The organism is Litoreibacter ponti (assembly GCF_003054285.1).
In the GTDB taxonomy this organism is placed as follows: Bacteria; Pseudomonadota; Alphaproteobacteria; order Rhodobacterales; family Rhodobacteraceae; genus Litoreibacter; species Litoreibacter ponti.
In genome coordinates, this window is record NZ_QBKS01000001.1 from 2,323,137 (window position 1) to 2,340,970 (window position 17,834).

Below are 17,834 nucleotides of genomic sequence, written 5' to 3' on the forward strand. Positions count from 1 at the left end.
CATGAAGCTCGCCCCCCGCGATGCCCGTGCCTACTTCGCCAAGCCCGATCCGCGCCGGGCGGGCCTGCTGATCTACGGCCCCGACGCCATGCGCATCGCCATGCGCCGGCAAGAGGTTATCGCGGCCTTGGTGGGTCCCTCTGGCGAGGAAGAGATGCGCCTGTCCCGCATCCCCGCCTCCGAGCTGCGCAAGGACCCGGCTATGCTGCTCGATGCGATCAAGGCGCAGGGCTTCTTCCCTGGCGCCCGTGTCGCCTTTGTGGAAGACGCGTCCGATACCGTGGCCAAGGCCTGTGCGGCCGCGCTGGAAGAATGGCGCGAGGGCGATGCCACGATCATCGTCACCGCAGGCCAGCTGACCCCACGCGCGGCCCTGCGCAAGCTCTTCGAGGGCCACAACAATTCCTACGCCGCCGCGATCTATTCCGACCCCCCGGGTCGCGACGAAATCGAGGCAGAACTGAAGAAGGCCGGCATCACCGACATTCCCACCGATGCGATGGGCGACCTGATGGATCTGGGTCGGGTGCTGGAGCCCGGCGATTTCCGCCAGACGGTCGAGAAGCTTGCGCTCTACAAGTATCGCGACCAGAGCCCGGTCAGCTCCGACGATATCGCCAATTGCGCCCCCGCCACATCCGAGGCCGCGCTGGACGATGCCATCGACATCGTCGCCGAAGGCCGGTTCCAGGAAATCGGCCCGATCCTGTCCAAGCTCGAAGCGCAAGGCATCGCCGCCGTGCGCCTGTGCATCGCGGCAACCATGCATTTCCGCAAGCTCTATGTCGCGGCCTCCGACCCGAAAGGTCCGGAAGCAGGCCTCGCCCGCGCCCGCCCTCCGGTTCCTTACATGCGCAAGGAGCGCATGTCGCGGCAGGCGCGCAAATGGGGGGTCTACAAGCTGGAACAGGCGCTCAAGGTGCTGACCGACACCGACCTGCAGCTGCGCTCGGCCAAGCCCGTGCCGCAAATGGCCCTGATGGAGCGTGCGATGATCCGACTGGCTATGATGGGAAGGTAGAACGACATGTATACACTGATCGGGGTGACCCCCAGCCGCGCCTTCCGGGTCAAATGGCTGCTTGAGGAGCTTGGCCAACCCTACGAGCAAATCAACGCAGGACCGCATTCACCTGAGGCTTTGGAGCACAACCCATCGGGAAAGATCCCCGCGCTGGTCGATGACGGGGCCGTGCTGACGGATAGTACCGCCATCATGACGTATCTCGCCGACAAGCATGACGGCATGACTTTCAAGGCGGGAACGTTGGGTCGCGCCCGCCAGGACGGCTTCACGAACCTGATTCTCGATGAGTTTGACGCGGTGCTCTGGTCGGCTGCGCGCCATAGCTTCATTTTGCCAAAGGACAAGCGCGTGCCAGAGATCAAGGACACGCTCAAATGGGAGTTCGCCGAAGCCCAGTCCCGCCTCGTCGCGCAGATGGGCGATGGGCCGTTCCTGATGGGTGACCGGCTGACTATCGCCGATGTGGTGCTGGGCCACTGCCTTGGCTGGGCGATTACGGCGAAATTTGGCATAACGGAGCCCAGATTGTCGGATTATTTGAACACGCTGAAAGTGCGCCCGGCCTACAAGGCGGCGCGCGCCAGCTGAAAGGGATTTTGATGAGAGCTATCGCGCTCGTTATGCTGGCGCTTTTCGCCGGCTGCACCGATCAGGCCATCATCGAAGCCGCCTTTCCCGATCGTGAGAAATACGCATTCGCGTCCCGCGATGGCGAAAGCATCTTCACCTATACTTGCGCGCCAAAAGAGACGCCCGAGGCGACAAAGGCCCATGCCCGCGAGGCGCATGTCTATCTCGACACGCGATTCAATGCCGCCGTCGACGGCGCGGCCGAAAAGCTTACCGCAGTAGAAGATCAACGCCGCGCTCGCGCCATTACCCGCGCGTTGGACGCCGAAATCGAAGATATCGTCGAGCAGACCGAGGAGCGCTATGAATGCCTCTTCATCCAAGGTCGCGACGTCTAGGATTTGCGCTGGCCTCTTGCGGCGAAACTAGGCGCGGTTGGCAAGCGTCCCGGTACTAGCGAGGCTTCACAGCCTTCAAAACGATCGGCAGCATATTCCCGGGCTGAAAGGGATCCAGGCTAGTCCAAATCGGGCAATTCGTTGAGAAAAGTCCTAGCTTCGGTTCTACGCAAACCTCGACCCCAACATCCGTGAACCCGATCTCTCGCAGGATCTCAACCAGTTCCCAGCCGAAATTATGGAATGTCAGGATCCCGCCCGTGAGGTTGTCTCCATGTATCTCATCGGGCAGATGCCGTATCAGGTTTCCCGCATCATCTATTTCGGCCCGCAACATGTTTTTTTGCATCGGAAACATCGGCGTCGTGAAAATCAACCGCCCCCCGGGACGTAATATTCGGAAGCACTCGCGAAGCGCGACGTGGGCGTTCGGGACATGCTCCAACACATCGCTGTGGATCGCAAAATCGAACGCTGCATCCGCATATCCCAGCCTCTGAAGGTCTTGATGCAAAGGATCGCTTGGATCCCCGACAAAGTGGCTTGGAGTGATCAACAAGCCGCTCTTAGACAGCTCATTGTGCAAGGGCGTGTTGTATTCGAAGAGAGCGGCCTTTTGATTGCGCTTCTCAATTCGCCTCTGTGTTGCAAGCAAAAGCTGGCGTTGCCTCGCATTCAAGCCAGACGGATCAACAAAACTTTCCCTGAAATTGTACAGATCGAGGAATTTTGCGCTGGTAGCGACTGCAACCGTAGCGGGGTAGTTTCGGCTTGCATGGAAGATTTCGACCGTTCCATTTTGTCTCGACAGAGCGGCCTCCGACGCACGTTGATTGGCAAAATGCTCTTGGTGAAAGTCCAAGAGTGGCTCGAACTCCTGAAACTCGTCAGTTGCCTCTTTGTATATGTCCAGAGCTTTGCTTTGGGGCAGGAGCCTTAGTTTCCGTCTCACTCTGATTGCGAAGCTATTCATGCCAAATCAGGACGTTTCATTCCGCATCAGCCGTGCGAGTTCAATCCAGACAGGGGTTCTCACTTGATCTCTGAAGAAATACTCATCTTCAAGAGGTTGCTGCATCGCCAGGTCGGATGCGGTCAAACCGGGGTACCGCTCCAGAAAGGCTGCATTCAGCGGCTCGAAAAAATCCACGACCCGCTTCGCCTCCGCACTGGTGTACATCGAAGTTTTCTTACCGTCGAACAAAGGCAGAATGGTCGTCGCCAGATCGGCATCAAAGCCGTCGGGATGATTGATCAGAACGGAAAGCCATGTCGCGAGCGGCTCCGCTGAGCGGTTTGCATCCTCCTGCTTGATTTTGCCAATCAGGTTGGAAAAGCCGATATGCGAAAGCAAAGCGTTAAGAGGACTGACAGCCTGACCACTCGGACGGAACGGTAAAAACGTGATCTCGTCTTCTGAGAAGTGCGTCAGCAGCAAATCGTAGAGCTTGCCGTAATCGAGGAAAACGCCAGTGGCCAAGCGATCGCGGAAACAAAGCGCCAGATAGTTGTTCCAACCGAGCTTCCCGTGCTTGCGAAACACTTCAAAGAAGATTGACTGGATCAGGCTGAGCTGGTCGCGCAGGAAACAAACCACCTCGACCTCGTCAAACGCCGCTACAAGCTCGCGCAGTTCGCTGAAATTGACCTGATTGTCCGGCGTCCCACGGGACAGCTCCTCGGTCGAGATCAGAACCGTCCTATCCGTGCCGGAGTTTACTTTTGTTATGTGCTGCCAATGCGCCTTGGCTCCGGCCGGGTAGTGATAAAACTCCGGCAATCTGATCCAGTCCGCAACAAGCCCGTGGTGCTGTCTCGGTAGATCGGGATAGACCAGCCCAGCCTTGAAGGCTTCGGTCCTGTTCAGATGCAACGACCTCTGGATCGTGGTCGTTGCAGTCTTATGCGTCCCGATATGTAGAACCAGCTTTGACATTCTAGCGCACCAATTCAGCCGGAGTTACCGACATTTGGTTCCAGCAGCCTGCGCTCACGTCCATTTTGACAGTACTTTCAAAGCGGCGTCGCCATATTGATGCGTTGGCTCAAGCATGGCCTTTTCGGCCCACTCGTTCCACGCGTTGATAAACATCTCTTGTCGGTACGAACCGCTTATTCTTGTCTCGCAGGTCTGGCGTATCCATTGATTGAAGGTCATGGGGTTGGCACCCCACGCCACATGCCCGGCCTTCCCACGCCGCGCGGTGTTGTCCCATGACGGCATGACACTCGCAATAGTATTCGCTGGCAGCTTCGAGACGTATTCGGGACTACCGCTATTCGCAATGACATTGCGATACCCGTATATGAGCCCCTTGAAGCCCGGTGCGGGAAGAAGATCAACTTCCGGCTCCTTCGGTCCTCCGACGATATAATCATCGAGCGTCACAAGATTATGGGGCGGCATTTCAACCCAGAAATCCAGCAAAGCTGCGTCAAAAGGCTGAGCACCCTCAATATGGAAAATTACAGCGCCGAGCTCGACATCGCCGATACCTTCATCGCGCCAAGCCTGACGTAATTTAGCGATACTTTCGGCAGGGTTCGGCATATCCTCAGGACGGTATATCACAAAGCGAGGCCGCGATCCGTCTGGCCTTTGGTACCGCACATCTCGCATGTAGACCGCGCTGTCGCGAGCCAAATTCGCTTCGAATCCGTCATTATAGCTCTGGTCCAGTAGGACCTCGCCGGACATGCCGTCCCAGTTGCGCCGCCAACTTTCGTTGGCCCAACAGAGATAGAACGGGAAATCAATGTCGGAACGATCCAGAAGCCGATCAATGGGGCTTTCCAGAATGCGGCGGCCATCGAACCAATAGAAGTAAGTGCAAAACGCGTCGATGCCCGCTGCCTGCGCCAGTTTCGCCTGCTCTCCCATCACTTCTGTCTGACGTAGATCATAGAAGCCCAGAGTTCCCGGAATCTGTGGGTGCTGGTGGGACGCGAAGTTCGGCTTGGCAGAGGACGCGGCAACCCATTCCGTGAAGCCGTTGCCCCACCATGCATCATTCTCTGGAACGCGATGGAACTGGGGCAGGTAGAAGGCCGACACATATCGCGGCTTCTCTGGCGTTGAGGCAGCCACATTGAGATTCAGTTGAGAGGTTTGGACGATCTGATGTCCGCCATCCTCAGCCATATGACCCAATGCGCGCTCGAAGGCATGCGCGCGTGTCCCGTCGACTTGGCCGTTCTCTTGCTCAAAATCACTGTCTGTCAGAGACAGGCCCCGAATGGTCGAGATCAAGTCCTGCTTGAGCCAGTACATGGAGCCTGCAGGGAACGACAGCCGATCGCGGTGCGGCAGGATTTCCACGCGGCGCAGGATATATTCAGTCGGGGCAAAGTTCGATGACCACCAAACCGGATCATCATAATGCTGACCATCCGCGACCCACAGGCTGGCAGTCGGATCGTTCAGGAAGGCCTTGAGATGCGTTCCGGTTTCGCCTCCAAGCAGCAATCCTGACACGAGATGGTTGCGCCAAATATCGCCATCCTGGCGGTGGGGAGACTTCTTGGTGTGGATTTTGCAGACAGCATCGTATCGCGTCAGCAAGCCTGTAGCGACTAGGTGAACGAACGGAAAAATGTCGCGGCCATGGTTCGGCATGAAGACAACTAAGGCGTCGGGGTATTGCGCAAGGATCTCCGCCTTGAGCTCCTCCGACCTTTCACCGAACTTCGTGATCGTCACGAACAGATCGAACTCGATATCCACTTTTGCCAAAGTGTCAGCAAACCCCGACCACATCTCGAGATAGTAGATGTGAACATGAACCGCGAAACGCGCGCTGGCCTCTTGGGCTGTCGCGATGATCGTGCGTATATCTGGGGTTCCGATCTGATCTGCGCTTGGCCCAGTCACCAGATCCTTGGTAACGCGCCGTTCTTCCGCACCATACCGAATGTAGTGCAATAAAGGTTTGAGTCTGGTGTCGTCCAGGTCTGGGTTGAGGCGCTTGTAGGCCTCCGGCGAAAAGTCAGGATTGGGTTGCCATCCCATCGGCTCGCCAAAGCGGACATAGTGACGAGCAGGAAAGGCGCGGTACACCGGGTTAAGGCCTTGGTTGACGCCAAGGTAGAAATTCCGGTCGAAATGCTTCGATCGCCAGACGCGGAAAGTGTAGTAATCGAGAAGCGGTCGAGGGACGAAAAAACCTAACGCGCTCACCAGCTTCGCAATAGTCTTCGATGGCATATGGAAGCGCTCTCATCTGGTCGATCTGAGTTGATTATCAGCTTGCGATTCAATGCTCAACTGCGCGCGGCTATCTTTCGATCAGGTCACGGTAAGACCGCCCAAGCAGCAGTAATCCAAGCGTACTCAACGATCCGATCAGGAGGTACAAGTATACCGTCGACACATAGTTAGCGTCGTAGGTCGCATAGAACGCGGAGCGCATCATCCCGGTCAGGTGGATCACCGGATTGTACCACAGGTAGTCTCGCAGCTCGCTGGGTACGTCCTCATACAGGAAAAAGACGCCTGAAATAATGAACATGGGCCGCATCAATATGGACCAAATAGAGCGCCATACGGTGAATTTCGTAAACAAGTAACAGTTGAGCGTCCCTACCGCCAAACCGAACAGCGCAGTTGTGATAAGCGCGATGATCATCAGCTGGTAGTCGATGATCGAATTCAGATCGAACAGCACGTGGATGCCTGTCATGACGATATAGAAGACCATTATGTGCGTGATGGTGTTCAGGAAGAATCTCGCCAGAATAGCGTCAATGAAAGTGACCGCCGGATAGTTCAAAAACTGGCGGGAGAACAAAATAGCTTGGGCAATTCTCGTCGAGACATCGTTGAACATCATGAATGGCAGGAACGCCGTGGCATAGAACAGGGGGAAATTCGCCCCAAGCGACGGAGACCTGAAAGCAAAAGAGAAAACAAAAGACAAGATCGCAATGGCACCTACGGGCTCCAGCAGCGCCCAAAGATAGCCCCCCGGCGATCGGCCGTATGTCGAGGACATTTCGCGCAACATGAGCGCCATGATTGAGCGTATCGTGCGAAATCTTGGCTGACCGACACCTGCGTTCGCTTCCATCAGGTTAGACCCGCTCTTATTGCACAACTCTTCGAAACGGCACTATACAGACACAGAAGGCGATGGCCAACGCGCCGATCGGAGCACAACCGCTGAATGTCTAAGCCCACCCCACAAAACGCACCCTTTTCAACAGCACAGCTCGCACGTGGTCGCACGCGGCATGTCTGGCTCTTTGCGAGCTTCATTCTGTTCTTCATCGTCCCGGTCACCGTGGCGGCGTTCTACTTGTTTGCCATAGCGAAAGACCAGTTCGCCTCCTCCGTCGGCTTCACCGTCAGAGCCGAAGAAACCAGTTCAGCGGTCGATATCCTTGGGGGCATCTCGAACCTTTCTGGGGCAAGCTCGTCCGACACCGACATTCTCTACGAGTTCATTCAAAGTCAGCAGCTTGTTTCTGCCATAGACAAAGAAGTCGACCTGCAAGCCACGTATTCGCAGTACTATGACGAGGATCCATACTTCTCCCTGAAGCCTGGTGGGACCATCGAAGACCTCACCGACTATTGGGGCAGAATGGTCAAGATTTTCTATGATAGTGGCACGGGTCTTATCGAGCTTCGAGTAAAGGCTTTCGAGCCCGACACAGCTTTCGAGATCGCCAACAAGATCTTCCAGCACAGCTCCGAGATGATTAACGAGCTTAGTGCCATCGCTCGGATTGATGCGACCCGCTACGCAAAGGAAGATCTTGATCTGGCCGTTGAGAAGCTCAAAGGCGCGCGGCAGGCTATCCTAGAGTTCCGGGCACGCACCCAGATCGTCGACCCGGAGGCTGATTTGCAGGGGCAGATGGGTATCCTGAACAATCTGCAACAACAGTTTGCGACAGCCTTGATCGAACTCGACCTTCTTCGCGAAACGACAAGGACCAGCGACCCGCGCATCGTTCAGGCCGAAAACCGGATCAAAGTCATCCAGCTTAGGATTGAAGAGGAACGGGCAAAATTTGGGTCCAACTCAAGCAGCATTGATGAGGATTATGTGTCCATCATCGGTGAGTTCGAGCGGCTGAACGTTGATCTCGAGTTTTCGCAAAGCGCGTATGTCGCCGCTCTTGCCGCTTATGATAACTCGCTCGCGCAGGCGCAAAGGCAAAGCCGCTACCTTGCGGCCTATCTCAAGCCTTCCATCGCCGAACGCGCGGAATACCCCGAGCGTGGTGCTATCCTGCTGCTTATCGCTGTTTTCTCTTTCCTGTCTTGGACAATCGCATCGCTCGTTTACTACAGTATTCGGGACCGGGGCTGACCTCGATGATCGAGCTGCAAGGCGTCACAAAGACTTATCACGGCAAACGCAAGATGACCGTGGTCGCCAACAATATTCACCACGTTTTCCCTGCAGGACAGTCTGTCGCGCTGCTTGGCCGTAACGGCGCTGGCAAATCAACGCTCCTCAGCATGATTGCCGGAACCGTAAAGCCTGACAGCGGCAGAATTATCCGCCATGGACGGGTATCATATCCCGTTGGGTTCGCAGGCAGCTTTCACCCCGACTTGACGGGTGCACAAAACGCGCGCTTCGTCGCACGGATCTACGGGGTAGACTCTGACGAGCTTGTTGAATTTGTGCGCCGATTTGCAGCGCTTGGTCATCATTTCGATCTGCCGTTCAGATCCTACTCCGCGGGTATGCGGTCGCGCCTGTCCTTTGGGGTATCAATGGGGATTCCGTTCGATACCTATTTGGTGGATGAAGTTACAAGCGTGGGCGACGCGGCTTTCCGGGCAAAAAGCTCGATGGTCTTTAAAGAGCGCATGAAACATGCCGGCGCCATCGTTGTGAGTCATTCAATGGAAATGATGAAGACACTTTGCACCTCAGGTGCCGTCCTAGAGAACGGAAGACTGTTCTACTACGAGCGTATTGAACGGGCTGTCGAGCACTACGAAAACATGCTGATCGGCAAACCTCGTATCGCGGCCAAAGCGGCGGCCCAGACAGAAACGGCATCGCAGGCGATACCCAAGGATCAAGGCACTTAGGCTATGTTGAAAATATCCCCGCCGATCTGCAAGTTGATTTCGTCCTGCACGTCGCCGTCGATAAGTGCCCAGAGGATTTGGCCGGTTGGACGATAAATTACAAACGCCTCCATATCCCCCGCCAAGCCAGCTCGCGCAGTTTCAGCGTAGTTGACCTGGAACTCATCGACGGACGCGCTCGAATTTCCGAACAACAAGACATCCCCCTCGGCTGAGTCGTAATCCTGAATCCAGTCCGACCCGTGACCAAGAACACCAATGTGGTAGAAATCGTCGGCGCCGTTGCCGCCGTTGATGCGGTCACTTCCGAAGCCACCGTTAACGAAGTCATCACCGTCGCCACCAAAAATCAAGTCGCTGAAGGCCGACCCCGTTATGACATCATTGCCCGCTTGTCCGATCAACCTGTCGACACCAAAGCCGCCAAGAATGGTATCATCTCCGGCTCCGCCATAGACCTCGTCGTTTCCATACCCGGCGTCGATATAGTCGTCACCAGCTCCCGCCTTGATCTCATCTCGCAGGTCGGCAGCTGAATCACCGCCGAAGATAAAGTCGTCGGCTGCACCCGTCTCGATCCGGTCAAACCCATCGCCGCCATAGATCGTGTCTGCGCCACCACCGCCGTAAATGATATCGTTGCCTCTGCCGCTGTGGATTTCGTTTGCGCCAGTTGATCCGGTCAAGACATCGTTGCCGTCGCCCGAAAAAATGTTTTCGAATTGTCCGGCTGTCAGATTTACCCAAGTTTCTGCCGAGACCTGAATGGATTGATCCAGATCGGCGACGATGTTGCGTGACACCGCGGCCATGTTCAGCCAATCGATCCCACCATCGGTATCAGTGATAGTTCTTCTATCCGGATCGACCGTCGCCACTTCCAAGAAGTCATTTGTGAAATGGTGGATATCGTTCTTATCGGCTTGCGTGCCATAGAATTCCAATTCGAAGCTTCGCAGCGTCCCACTGTAACCGCTCACTTCATCCTCAATCCGAAGCGTCCATTCGCCAAGCGAACTTTCGCCGACCAAAGCTGCCACGCCGAGTGTATACGTCCAGCCATAATCCATAGTCTGGCTGTGTCCTGGGTTTTGGAACAACATGTATTCCTGCCCAGACGGAGAGACGAGAAAGGCCTCTAGATTCGAGCCATAGGAGTGTCGGATCGATACCGTCACATTTACGTAGTCAATCTCGATGTCCTCATCGGTGACCATGATCGATGACTCGATCGATCCGATCGACGGAATCCGCACATCCGTGCCGTTGAAATAGCTTCGTGACACCTCGTTGAGCGACGTCGCAGCGCCATCGGTCATGTGGACCCAGGCTTCAGCCATTCTGACTGCGGCCAAGGCATCAACTATTCCATACCCGTAGCTCATGTGGAAAGTCGCGCCCCCGCCGTTCCAATTGCCAGACGCGTTGGCGAACCAATCCCCTTGCTCAAAGCCACTATGCGTACTGCCGAAAGTGGATCCCGTTTGGCTCGCCGACATTGCGAGGATCGAGTTTACATCGCGCCACCCCAATTGCTCATTGGCATCAAGCATCAAGGCGATGACGCCAGATACAATCGGAGTCGACGCCGATGTTCCGCCGAAGGCACTGGGTCCGGATGCGGTGGTGTAATTTCCATTCGCGTATCCGCCTCGGCCAGAAATATCAGTTGTCACTGAACCGGAAGGAGCGGAGATCAGAATGCCGGTTCCGTAATTGGAATAATCCTCCACCCAGTTGTTCCGATCGGTTGCGGCGACCGTGATGGCAAATCGAGTCGTGTGTTCGCCGGACCCTTGCACATTCAACGTATCATTCCCCGCGGCCTGAACGATCACGGTTCCTAGGCCCCCACGTCCTACCTCTGCGGCGTTCTGATACGCAGGAATGATACTCGAAGCAAAATCGTCGTAAGGACTGAGTTCGAAGAACAGCGGCGTATAGCCCCAACTGTTCGACGCGATGTCGAAATTCGACGTGTGATAAAGCGCCCTTTCCGCATCCAATCCGTTCAAATCAACGTCGTCGAATACATCCACCGCACCGATCGTGGCACCGTGCGCAACACCAACGCCCCCACGGCCATTTCCAGCCTCTGCCGCGATCAGACCAGCGACAGCCGTCCCATGCCCGTTTTCCATTGTGTTGGGGAACGGGTTCCAGTTGAACCCGTTTGTAACAATATTCAGACGTGCATCGAAGTTGTCATCCAGATCCTCGTGGTTGAAATCGACGCCATCATCGAAGACTCCAACGACAACGCCCTCTCCCGAATAATCCCGCCAGACATCTCGAACATTGATGAGGTTCAGGTGCCATTGGCTCGAGAAGAGCGGATCAGAAAAAGAAACCACGGCAATAACCTCAGCATCGCAAGGGACTCGGATAAGGTTGAAGTTAAAGCCAAAATTTCCAGATTTAAACCGCGCTGATTACGATAGCAGGTCGAATTGTTCGCTACTTGAGCCAATCTGGATCATCAGTTCGTCATTTTCCTCTCCGTCGACAAGCGCCCATAAGACCTGTCCAGTGGGTTTATAGATCACGAAGGCTTCCGCTACGCCGTCCTGTCCAGCATTTGGGGTGTCCGCGAAGTTCACCTGAAAATCCTCGATTGTGGCTACCATGATAGCCGCTGCGAGCACGTCATCCTCTGATGCGTCAAAATCTTGTATCCAGTCGGACCCATGACCCGTGACCCCAAGATGGTAGAACGTGTCTGCGCCATCTCCGCCATTGACACGATCATGACCAAATCCACCGTTGATGAAGTCATCACCATCATTTCCGAAGATCAAGTCGCTCAATGGTCCGCCAGTGATAACATCGTTCCCGGATTGCCCAATCAGCTTATCAGCACCGAAGCCACCAATCAGGACGTCATCCCCGCTTCCGGCGTAGACCAGATCGTTTCCGTATCCTCCATCGATAAAGTCATTTCCTGATCCCGCGAAAATCTCATCGCGCAAGTCGTTCTCGTCAACGCCACCATAGATGCGATCGTCGCCAGTCCCACCCGTTATCGTATTCGCGCCGTTCCCGCCCCAAATGGTATCGTTGCCACCATTGCCGTTCAGGGTATCGTTCCCCGCGCCGCCGTCGATTACGTCGTCGCCGTCGCCACCATTGAGGGTGTCATTCCCCGGAGTACCACTCAGAGACTCACCAACGGGTCTCGATGGATCGAGTCCTGGTGGCACCGGGGGCTCTGGCTCTGGCTCTGGCTCTGGCTCTGGCTCTGGCTCTGGCTCTGGCTCTGGCTCTGGCTCTGGCTCTGGCTCTGGCTCTGGCTCTGGCTCTGGATTTGTTTCCGGAATTCCAGGCGCGTTGCCAACATAATTGTGGTCCAACTCGAAAAAAGTTGAAGCCGGGAAATCCGTCTCGCTGAGAGAGTCGCCGTAGGCGCTAGTCACCGTCAGGCTAAAAGAGCCGTATTCCAATAGTGCTCCATTGGCGGTCGGCGTGATCTGCAACTGGGACAGGTTGCTGAGCAAGGCAAACTGAGGGAACAGGATTTTGTCCATTCCGGGCTGGTAATCTGTAATGTGCCCAAGGTCCCCAGTTGTCTCGTACCCGACATCGAAGACGAAACTGTCCATTCCACCACCACCTGTCAGCTCCACCTCGAAAGCATCGGCGACGATAACATCGTCCGCCGCCCCACCAGTCAGGCTATCGCCGTGTGAATCTGCAACAAGGGTTAGACCAAGGTCATCAACCGCAACTTCCAGAACACTGATTCCTTCCTCAGCGGTGCTTGAAACATAGACTTGGATCACTCCATCATTCACGGTCGTCGCGATCGATCCAATGTTTTGCAATGATGTCTCTTCAGTGTCCGCGAGGCTGTCTAAATGTATCAATCTGCCCGTGGGCAAGAGCTGCAGGACGCTGATCCCCCCGTCCGACCCACCCACAAAAACTAGCTGCGATCCGTTGACCTCAAGTGTTGCCATCGCGGAGAGATCGTCGAACCGCGTCGAGGCCGTATCGCTGACATGGTCCAAGGGGATCAGACTTCCTTCGGGTCCGACCGCCAGAACGGTGATCGATGCGCTTTCCATGCTACCCACAAGAAGCAGAGCGGCCCCCCCCGTAGTCACGCCCAAAACGACCTCCGGTGTATTTAGGCCAAGTCCGGTCGGGGCTCCCGCCAAATCTGCCTGAGACAGGCCCCCATCCGCACCTATCTCAAAGCTGATTACTGAATCTGCGCCAGATGCTGTTGCGATCAGGTATTGCTGTCCTCCAGCCTGCACCAAAGTAAGGTCGCGCAGCATGACGGGGTCACCGCCGAATGAGCTCGCGTCCAGTTCAACAGAACCGCCAGAAGTGACATCACCAGCGGCCCCAATGAGATCGACATGGACCGCAGTACCGCCAGCGACTATGGAATAAGCGACCTGCCCGTTTGAAATGTCCGCTGTGACGTAGTCCGTGACTGCGCCGTTGTGATCTCCGCCCAATTCGATCCGAGGTCCGACGCTTAACTGCCCTGCCTCGCTCAATGCAACTGTGCCGAGATGCCCACCGTTCAATCCTGTGATGGATAGGGATCCGGTGTCAGAGGCTAGGATGCGACCGTTACCACCGACAGAAGATGATCCGGAAATCCCGATCCACCCAGTTTGCTGAAATCCACCGCCGGCGGACACCTCAAAACTCGCAAGGGACGTGTTACCGCTATAGCCAGCGACTAAGAATACTCTTCCGCCTGCCTCCCAGACGGCAAGGTCATCAACTTGGGAAAGCGGATCGAATCCATTTGGCAGGATCACAGCCGTTGAAGATAGTTGCATTTTTCACCCCGAAATCTCGCACCCGCACTGTCTTCGGAATGGTAGAAAAATAGCCTAAGGCATCCTGGCTATTTCAAGGCGTTTCAGCGCGTTTTTAACTGTATTGAGCGCGCTCACATCGACCACAGAGCATGCAAAGCGCGTTGATTTGACACCATCTGCGGCATCCTCCAAATGTGGCGGATTCGAGATCGGGACAAATCAATGCAGGACCAAGCGAAGAACCAAGCACCGGCCAGTGACTGCACTGTGGTTTTGTGCACATACAACGGTGCAAAGTTCCTGCCGGCGCAGCTCGACAGTATTGCGGTGCAAAGCATGGCGCCCGATTTAATTATCGCATCTGATGACGGCTCCACCGACGCGACCGTTTCACTCACACAGGCATTTTCGGATCAGTGGAACCGCGGTCAGGTCATACAATTCGAAGGCCCGAGACAGGGATATTCCACCAATTTTCTGGCCACGCTGACAAAGGTTCATCCTGAGACGGGTTTGGTTGCGCTCTCGGATCAAGATGACATCTGGCATCCCGAGAAATTGGCACGAGCAGCGAGTGTACTGAAGGCATACGGCAAGACCCCCGCCCTGTACGGCGCCGCAACCTGGGTTTGCAATGCCGAGCTGGAGGGCAAAAGAATGTCGCGCGTGACCCACGTACCATTGGGATTTCGCCATGCACTTGGCCAGAACTTCGCGGGCGGAAACACGATGGTCATGAACAACGCTGCACTCCGCACAGTGCAACGCGCCTATTCATCCACAATGCGCGTGCCGGTACATGATTGGTGGCTTTATCAAGTGATCTCAGGCGCAGGGGGGGAGGTGATCTTCGATCAGCAGCCTTGTCTGGATTACCGCCAACACACTGGAAATGAAATTGGCAGCGCTACCGGTATTACACCGATACTCAAGCGAATGCGCCGGATGGTGCGGGGGGATTACCGGCACTGGAACTCGGCCAACCTCTCCGCTTTGCAATCTTGCGCTTCAGTGCTGACCAGGGAAAACCGCGCAGTGTTGGAGCAAGTCGTGAAATATCGCGACGCCGGTCTTGTCAAACGGCTGTCCCTCACCCGTGACCCGGGTTTGTACCGTCAAGGTCTTCTTGGACAGCTTGGCTTACTAGCCGCGCTCGCCCTCAATCGGTTTTAACCAATTAGCGAAAGCAGATACGTACCATAGTCGGATTTTCCGTATAGCTCGCCCTGCTTACGCAATTGGTTCGCATCGATCCACTTATGCTCATATGCGATCTCTTCGGGGCAGCCGGTTTGCAGCCCTTGACGGGACTGAAGCGTGCGCACGAAGTTGCCCGCGTCCAAGAGACTGCAGTGGGTTCCGGTGTCGAGCCAGGCAAAGCCGCGGCCCATGCGCTGAACCGTCAAAAGCTCGTCCTTGAGGTATGTCTGGAGAAGAGCGGTGATCTCCAGCTCGTTGCGCTCCGACGGAGAAATCGAGCGTGCGCGATCAGACGCGGTGCCATCGAGGAAGTACAATCCGGTCACGGCATAGTTGCTGGGCGGAACTTTCGGCTTCTCGACGAGGTCGACGACCTTACCGCTCGCATCCGTTTGGACAACGCCGTAGCGCTCAGGATCTGTTACTCGGTACCCGAATACGGTTCCACCGGTGGTCTTGTCGTCCGCAGCGCTCAACAACTCAGGCAGACCATGGCCGAAAAAGATGTTGTCACCGAGTACCATCGCGCTTGGCGCGCCATCAAGGAATGTCTCTGCCAGAAGGTAAGCTTGCGCCAATCCATCGGGGCTCGGTTGCACGATGAAGGTTAGCGATACACCCCATTGGCTGCCATCGCCCAGGAGCCGCTGGAACTGAGCCTGATCCTCTGGCGTCGTGATCACCGCAATCTCGCGGATACCCGCCAGCATCAACACGCTGAGCGGATAATAGATCATCGGCTTGTCGAAGATCGGCATCAATTGCTTGGACACGCCTTGTGTGATCGGAAAGAGGCGCGTGCCGGAGCCACCTGCAAGGATGATGCCTTTGCGTTGTGTCATGGTGATCTACTTTTCAATTTTTCTGTGTCGACCGGAGCCAAATCGCGTTGTAGAGGCAACTGGGGGCCTAGGTCAAAGCCTCGACGATATCTGCAGTGTCTTTGCGCCAGTCTGGCCTCTTGATTCCGAAGACACGTTCAGTGTCGCTGCAGTCGAGCCGTGAGTTCAACGGGCGTATAGCCGGCGTCTTGTATTCCGCCGTAGGAATGTCAGTTACCGCGATGTGTCGGTCCGCTTCGGCAAAGATCGCGCGGGCAAAATCAGCCCAGCTGACATCTGGCGCGCCGCTGAAATGATAGATCCCGGCTTTGGAGGCTCCATCTGCACCGCGCATCTGCTTTGCCATTGACAGGCAAGCTGAAGCAATCGATCCCGCAGCCGTCGGCCCACCGACTTGGTCACCTACAATGGTCAGTGAATCGCGCGTCTGTGACAATCGCAGCATTGTCTTCAAGAAGTTGGCCCCGTGCGCAGAAAAGACCCAAGAGGTTCTGAGGATTGCGTAGCGTCCACCTGCGGCCTGCACCTGTTGCTCTCCCGCCAGCTTACTCCGACCGTAGGCGTTCAAGGGCCGCGTGGGACTCTCAGGCAAATGCGGGGCGCTTCCCTTCCCATCGAGAACATAGTCGGTGGAAATCTGAATGAAGGGGATATCAAGAGTTGCGCAGGCCCGCGCCATGGCGCCAGGTGCATCGCCATTGATAAGCGTGGCTCTGGCTTCATCCTCTTCTGCGTCATCTACAGCGGTAAAAGCCGCGGCGTTGATGACGGCAGCGGGCTTGGTGGCGGCAATCAAAGCTTCGCATGCCGCAGGATCTTCCAAGTCAGCCTGATCCCGGCCAACACACCTGACATCTGGGCTATTCGCCAGATGTCGCGCGACTTGACCCGTCTTTCCAAAAACGAGGATCGTCATCCGACCTTGCCCAACCGCTCTCCGACACCCTGCCGCTCCTGCAAAGCACGCCACCAGTCTTCATTGGCAAGATACCATTCGACAGTCTTTCTCAGACCTTGATCCAACGTCACCGAGGGCCGCCACCCCAGCTCGGTGCGAATGCGCTCGGGATCGATCGCGTATCGCAAATCGTGGCCCGGGCGGTCCGTGACATTGGTGATCTGATCGGCGTAAGGGGCCTCTTTCGGACGCAGCTCGTCAAGCAGGCCGCAGATCATCGTTACGATGTCGATATTGCGCGCCTCGTTCTCGCCGCCGATATTGTAGGTCCGTGCGTTCTCGCCCTTTTGCAGCACCGTCAGCAGAGCGTCGGCGTGGTCTTCCACATAGAGCCAGTCGCGCACATTCAGCCCTTCGCCGTAGACGGGGATGGGCTTGCCCGCCAACGCATTGAGGATGACGACGGGTATCAGCTTCTCGGGGAATTGGTACGGGCCGTAATTGTTGGAGCAGTTGGTCAGCACGAAGGGCAGGCCGTAGGTTTCCCCCCAGGCGCGCACCAGGTGATCAGATGCCGCCTTCGAGGCCGAGTAGGGACTATTCGGTGCGTAAGGCGTGTCTTCGGAAAACTGGCCCTCGTCCCCAAGCGTGCCATAGACCTCGTCGGTCGAGATATGGTGGAACCGGAATCCTTCGGGGCGCCCCGCCGCGTTCCAGTAGGACAGAGCCGCCTGCAACAGCGTGAAGGTGCCCATAATATTGGTTTGCATGAAAGCCTGCGGCCCGTCGATCGACCGGTCCACATGGCTTTCAGCCGCGAGGTGCATGACCGCATCGGGCTTATGCTTGTCGAACAAAGCCTGCATAACTGGCGCATCACAGATGTCGGCCTTCTCGAACACGTATCCTTTGGCGTTGCCGACGGGCTCAAGATTGGCAAGACAGGCCGCATATGTAAGCGCATCCACATTCACCACCTCGTGCCCGTCGCGGATTGCCTGTCGCACGACCGCGGACCCAATGAAGCCCGCCCCGCCGGTCACCATGATTTTCATGTGCAAAGA

Annotated in this window: 15 protein-coding genes; 6 read left to right on the forward strand and 9 right to left on the reverse strand. The window is 56.1% G+C overall.

Annotated elements, in window-relative coordinates; all coding sequences use genetic code 11:
- Position 1: 1 nt before the first annotated feature.
- The 3 genes from holA to C8N43_RS11820 are packed head-to-tail and all read left to right on the forward strand — an operon-like array spanning position 2 to position 1,995.
- The gene (holA, locus tag C8N43_RS11810; RefSeq protein ID WP_107845790.1) at positions 2 to 1,021 is read left to right on the forward strand and encodes a DNA polymerase III subunit delta; all 1,020 of its coding nucleotides are present in this window, start codon (positions 2 to 4) and stop codon (positions 1,019 to 1,021) included.
- 6 nt (positions 1,022 to 1,027) lie between these two features.
- Positions 1,028 to 1,615, forward strand: coding sequence for a glutathione S-transferase family protein (locus C8N43_RS11815; protein WP_107845791.1), 588 nt, complete (start codon positions 1,028 to 1,030; stop codon positions 1,613 to 1,615).
- Positions 1,616 to 1,626: 11 nt separating this feature from the next.
- Positions 1,627 to 1,995, forward strand: coding sequence for a hypothetical protein (locus C8N43_RS11820; RefSeq protein WP_146174210.1), 369 nt, complete (start codon positions 1,627 to 1,629; stop codon positions 1,993 to 1,995).
- A 55-nt stretch (positions 1,996 to 2,050) separates the two neighbouring features.
- Here C8N43_RS11820 and C8N43_RS11825 read toward each other — a convergent pair whose 3' ends face one another.
- The 4 genes from C8N43_RS11825 to C8N43_RS11840 form a co-directional block, all read right to left on the reverse strand.
- Complete coding sequence (locus C8N43_RS11825; RefSeq protein ID WP_107845793.1) at positions 2,051 to 2,968, reverse strand: class I SAM-dependent methyltransferase; 918 nt, start codon at positions 2,966 to 2,968, stop codon at positions 2,051 to 2,053.
- A 6-nt stretch (positions 2,969 to 2,974) separates the two neighbouring features.
- Positions 2,975 to 3,931, reverse strand: coding sequence for a hypothetical protein (locus C8N43_RS11830; RefSeq protein WP_146174211.1), 957 nt, complete (start codon positions 3,929 to 3,931; stop codon positions 2,975 to 2,977).
- Between the two features lie 54 nt (positions 3,932 to 3,985).
- Positions 3,986 to 6,199 carry a glycoside hydrolase family 99-like domain-containing protein gene (locus tag C8N43_RS11835; RefSeq protein ID WP_107845795.1) on the reverse strand — a complete coding sequence of 738 codons (2,214 nt, stop codon included), beginning with the start codon at positions 6,197 to 6,199 and terminating at the stop codon, positions 3,986 to 3,988.
- A 70-nt stretch (positions 6,200 to 6,269) separates the two neighbouring features.
- A complete protein-coding gene (locus tag C8N43_RS11840) occupies positions 6,270 to 7,061 on the reverse strand; it encodes an ABC transporter permease (RefSeq protein ID WP_245912981.1) in 792 nt (263 codons plus the stop codon).
- Between the two features lie 96 nt (positions 7,062 to 7,157).
- Between C8N43_RS11840 and C8N43_RS11845 the strand changes: the two genes are divergently transcribed.
- Both C8N43_RS11845 and C8N43_RS11850 read left to right on the forward strand, forming a co-directional pair.
- Positions 7,158 to 8,312, forward strand: a complete 1,155-nt coding sequence (locus tag C8N43_RS11845; protein ID WP_107845797.1) for a KpsE/RkpR family capsule polysaccharide export protein — start codon at positions 7,158 to 7,160, stop codon at positions 8,310 to 8,312.
- 5 nt (positions 8,313 to 8,317) lie between these two features.
- Positions 8,318 to 9,049 (forward strand): ABC transporter ATP-binding protein, encoded by a 732-nt coding sequence (locus C8N43_RS11850; RefSeq protein WP_107845798.1) that lies wholly within the window; start codon positions 8,318 to 8,320, stop codon positions 9,047 to 9,049.
- Here C8N43_RS11850 and C8N43_RS11855 read toward each other — a convergent pair.
- On the reverse strand, positions 9,046 to 11,403 hold the full coding sequence (locus C8N43_RS11855) for a S8 family serine peptidase (protein WP_107845799.1): 2,358 nt from the start codon (positions 11,401 to 11,403) through the stop codon (positions 9,046 to 9,048). The genes C8N43_RS11850 and C8N43_RS11855 overlap by 4 nt on opposite strands.
- A 78-nt stretch (positions 11,404 to 11,481) precedes the next feature.
- On the reverse strand, positions 11,482 to 13,848 hold the full coding sequence (locus C8N43_RS11860; RefSeq protein WP_107845800.1) for a calcium-binding protein: 2,367 nt from the start codon (positions 13,846 to 13,848) through the stop codon (positions 11,482 to 11,484).
- 204 nt (positions 13,849 to 14,052) lie between these two features.
- Here C8N43_RS11860 and C8N43_RS11865 point away from each other — a divergent pair, with 204 nt between their 5' ends.
- Positions 14,053 to 15,003, forward strand: a complete 951-nt coding sequence (locus tag C8N43_RS11865; RefSeq protein WP_158269971.1) for a glycosyltransferase — start codon at positions 14,053 to 14,055, stop codon at positions 15,001 to 15,003.
- Here C8N43_RS11865 and rfbA read toward each other — a convergent pair.
- From rfbA to rfbB, 3 genes are all read right to left on the reverse strand, one after another.
- Entirely contained in the window at positions 15,000 to 15,872 is an 873-nt protein-coding gene (gene rfbA, locus C8N43_RS11870) for a glucose-1-phosphate thymidylyltransferase RfbA (protein ID WP_107845802.1), read from the reverse strand. The genes C8N43_RS11865 and rfbA overlap by 4 nt on opposite strands.
- Positions 15,873 to 15,939: 67 nt before the next feature.
- Positions 15,940 to 16,788 carry a dTDP-4-dehydrorhamnose reductase gene (gene rfbD / locus C8N43_RS11875; protein ID WP_107845803.1) on the reverse strand — a complete coding sequence of 283 codons (849 nt, stop codon included), beginning with the start codon at positions 16,786 to 16,788 and terminating at the stop codon, positions 15,940 to 15,942.
- Positions 16,785 to 17,825: a dTDP-glucose 4,6-dehydratase gene (gene rfbB, locus C8N43_RS11880; protein WP_107845804.1), complete on the reverse strand. Its 1,041-nt coding sequence runs from the start codon at positions 17,823 to 17,825 to the stop codon at positions 16,785 to 16,787. Before rfbB ends, rfbD begins: the two co-directional genes overlap by 4 nt.
- Between the last annotated feature and the right edge of the window lie 9 nt (positions 17,826 to 17,834).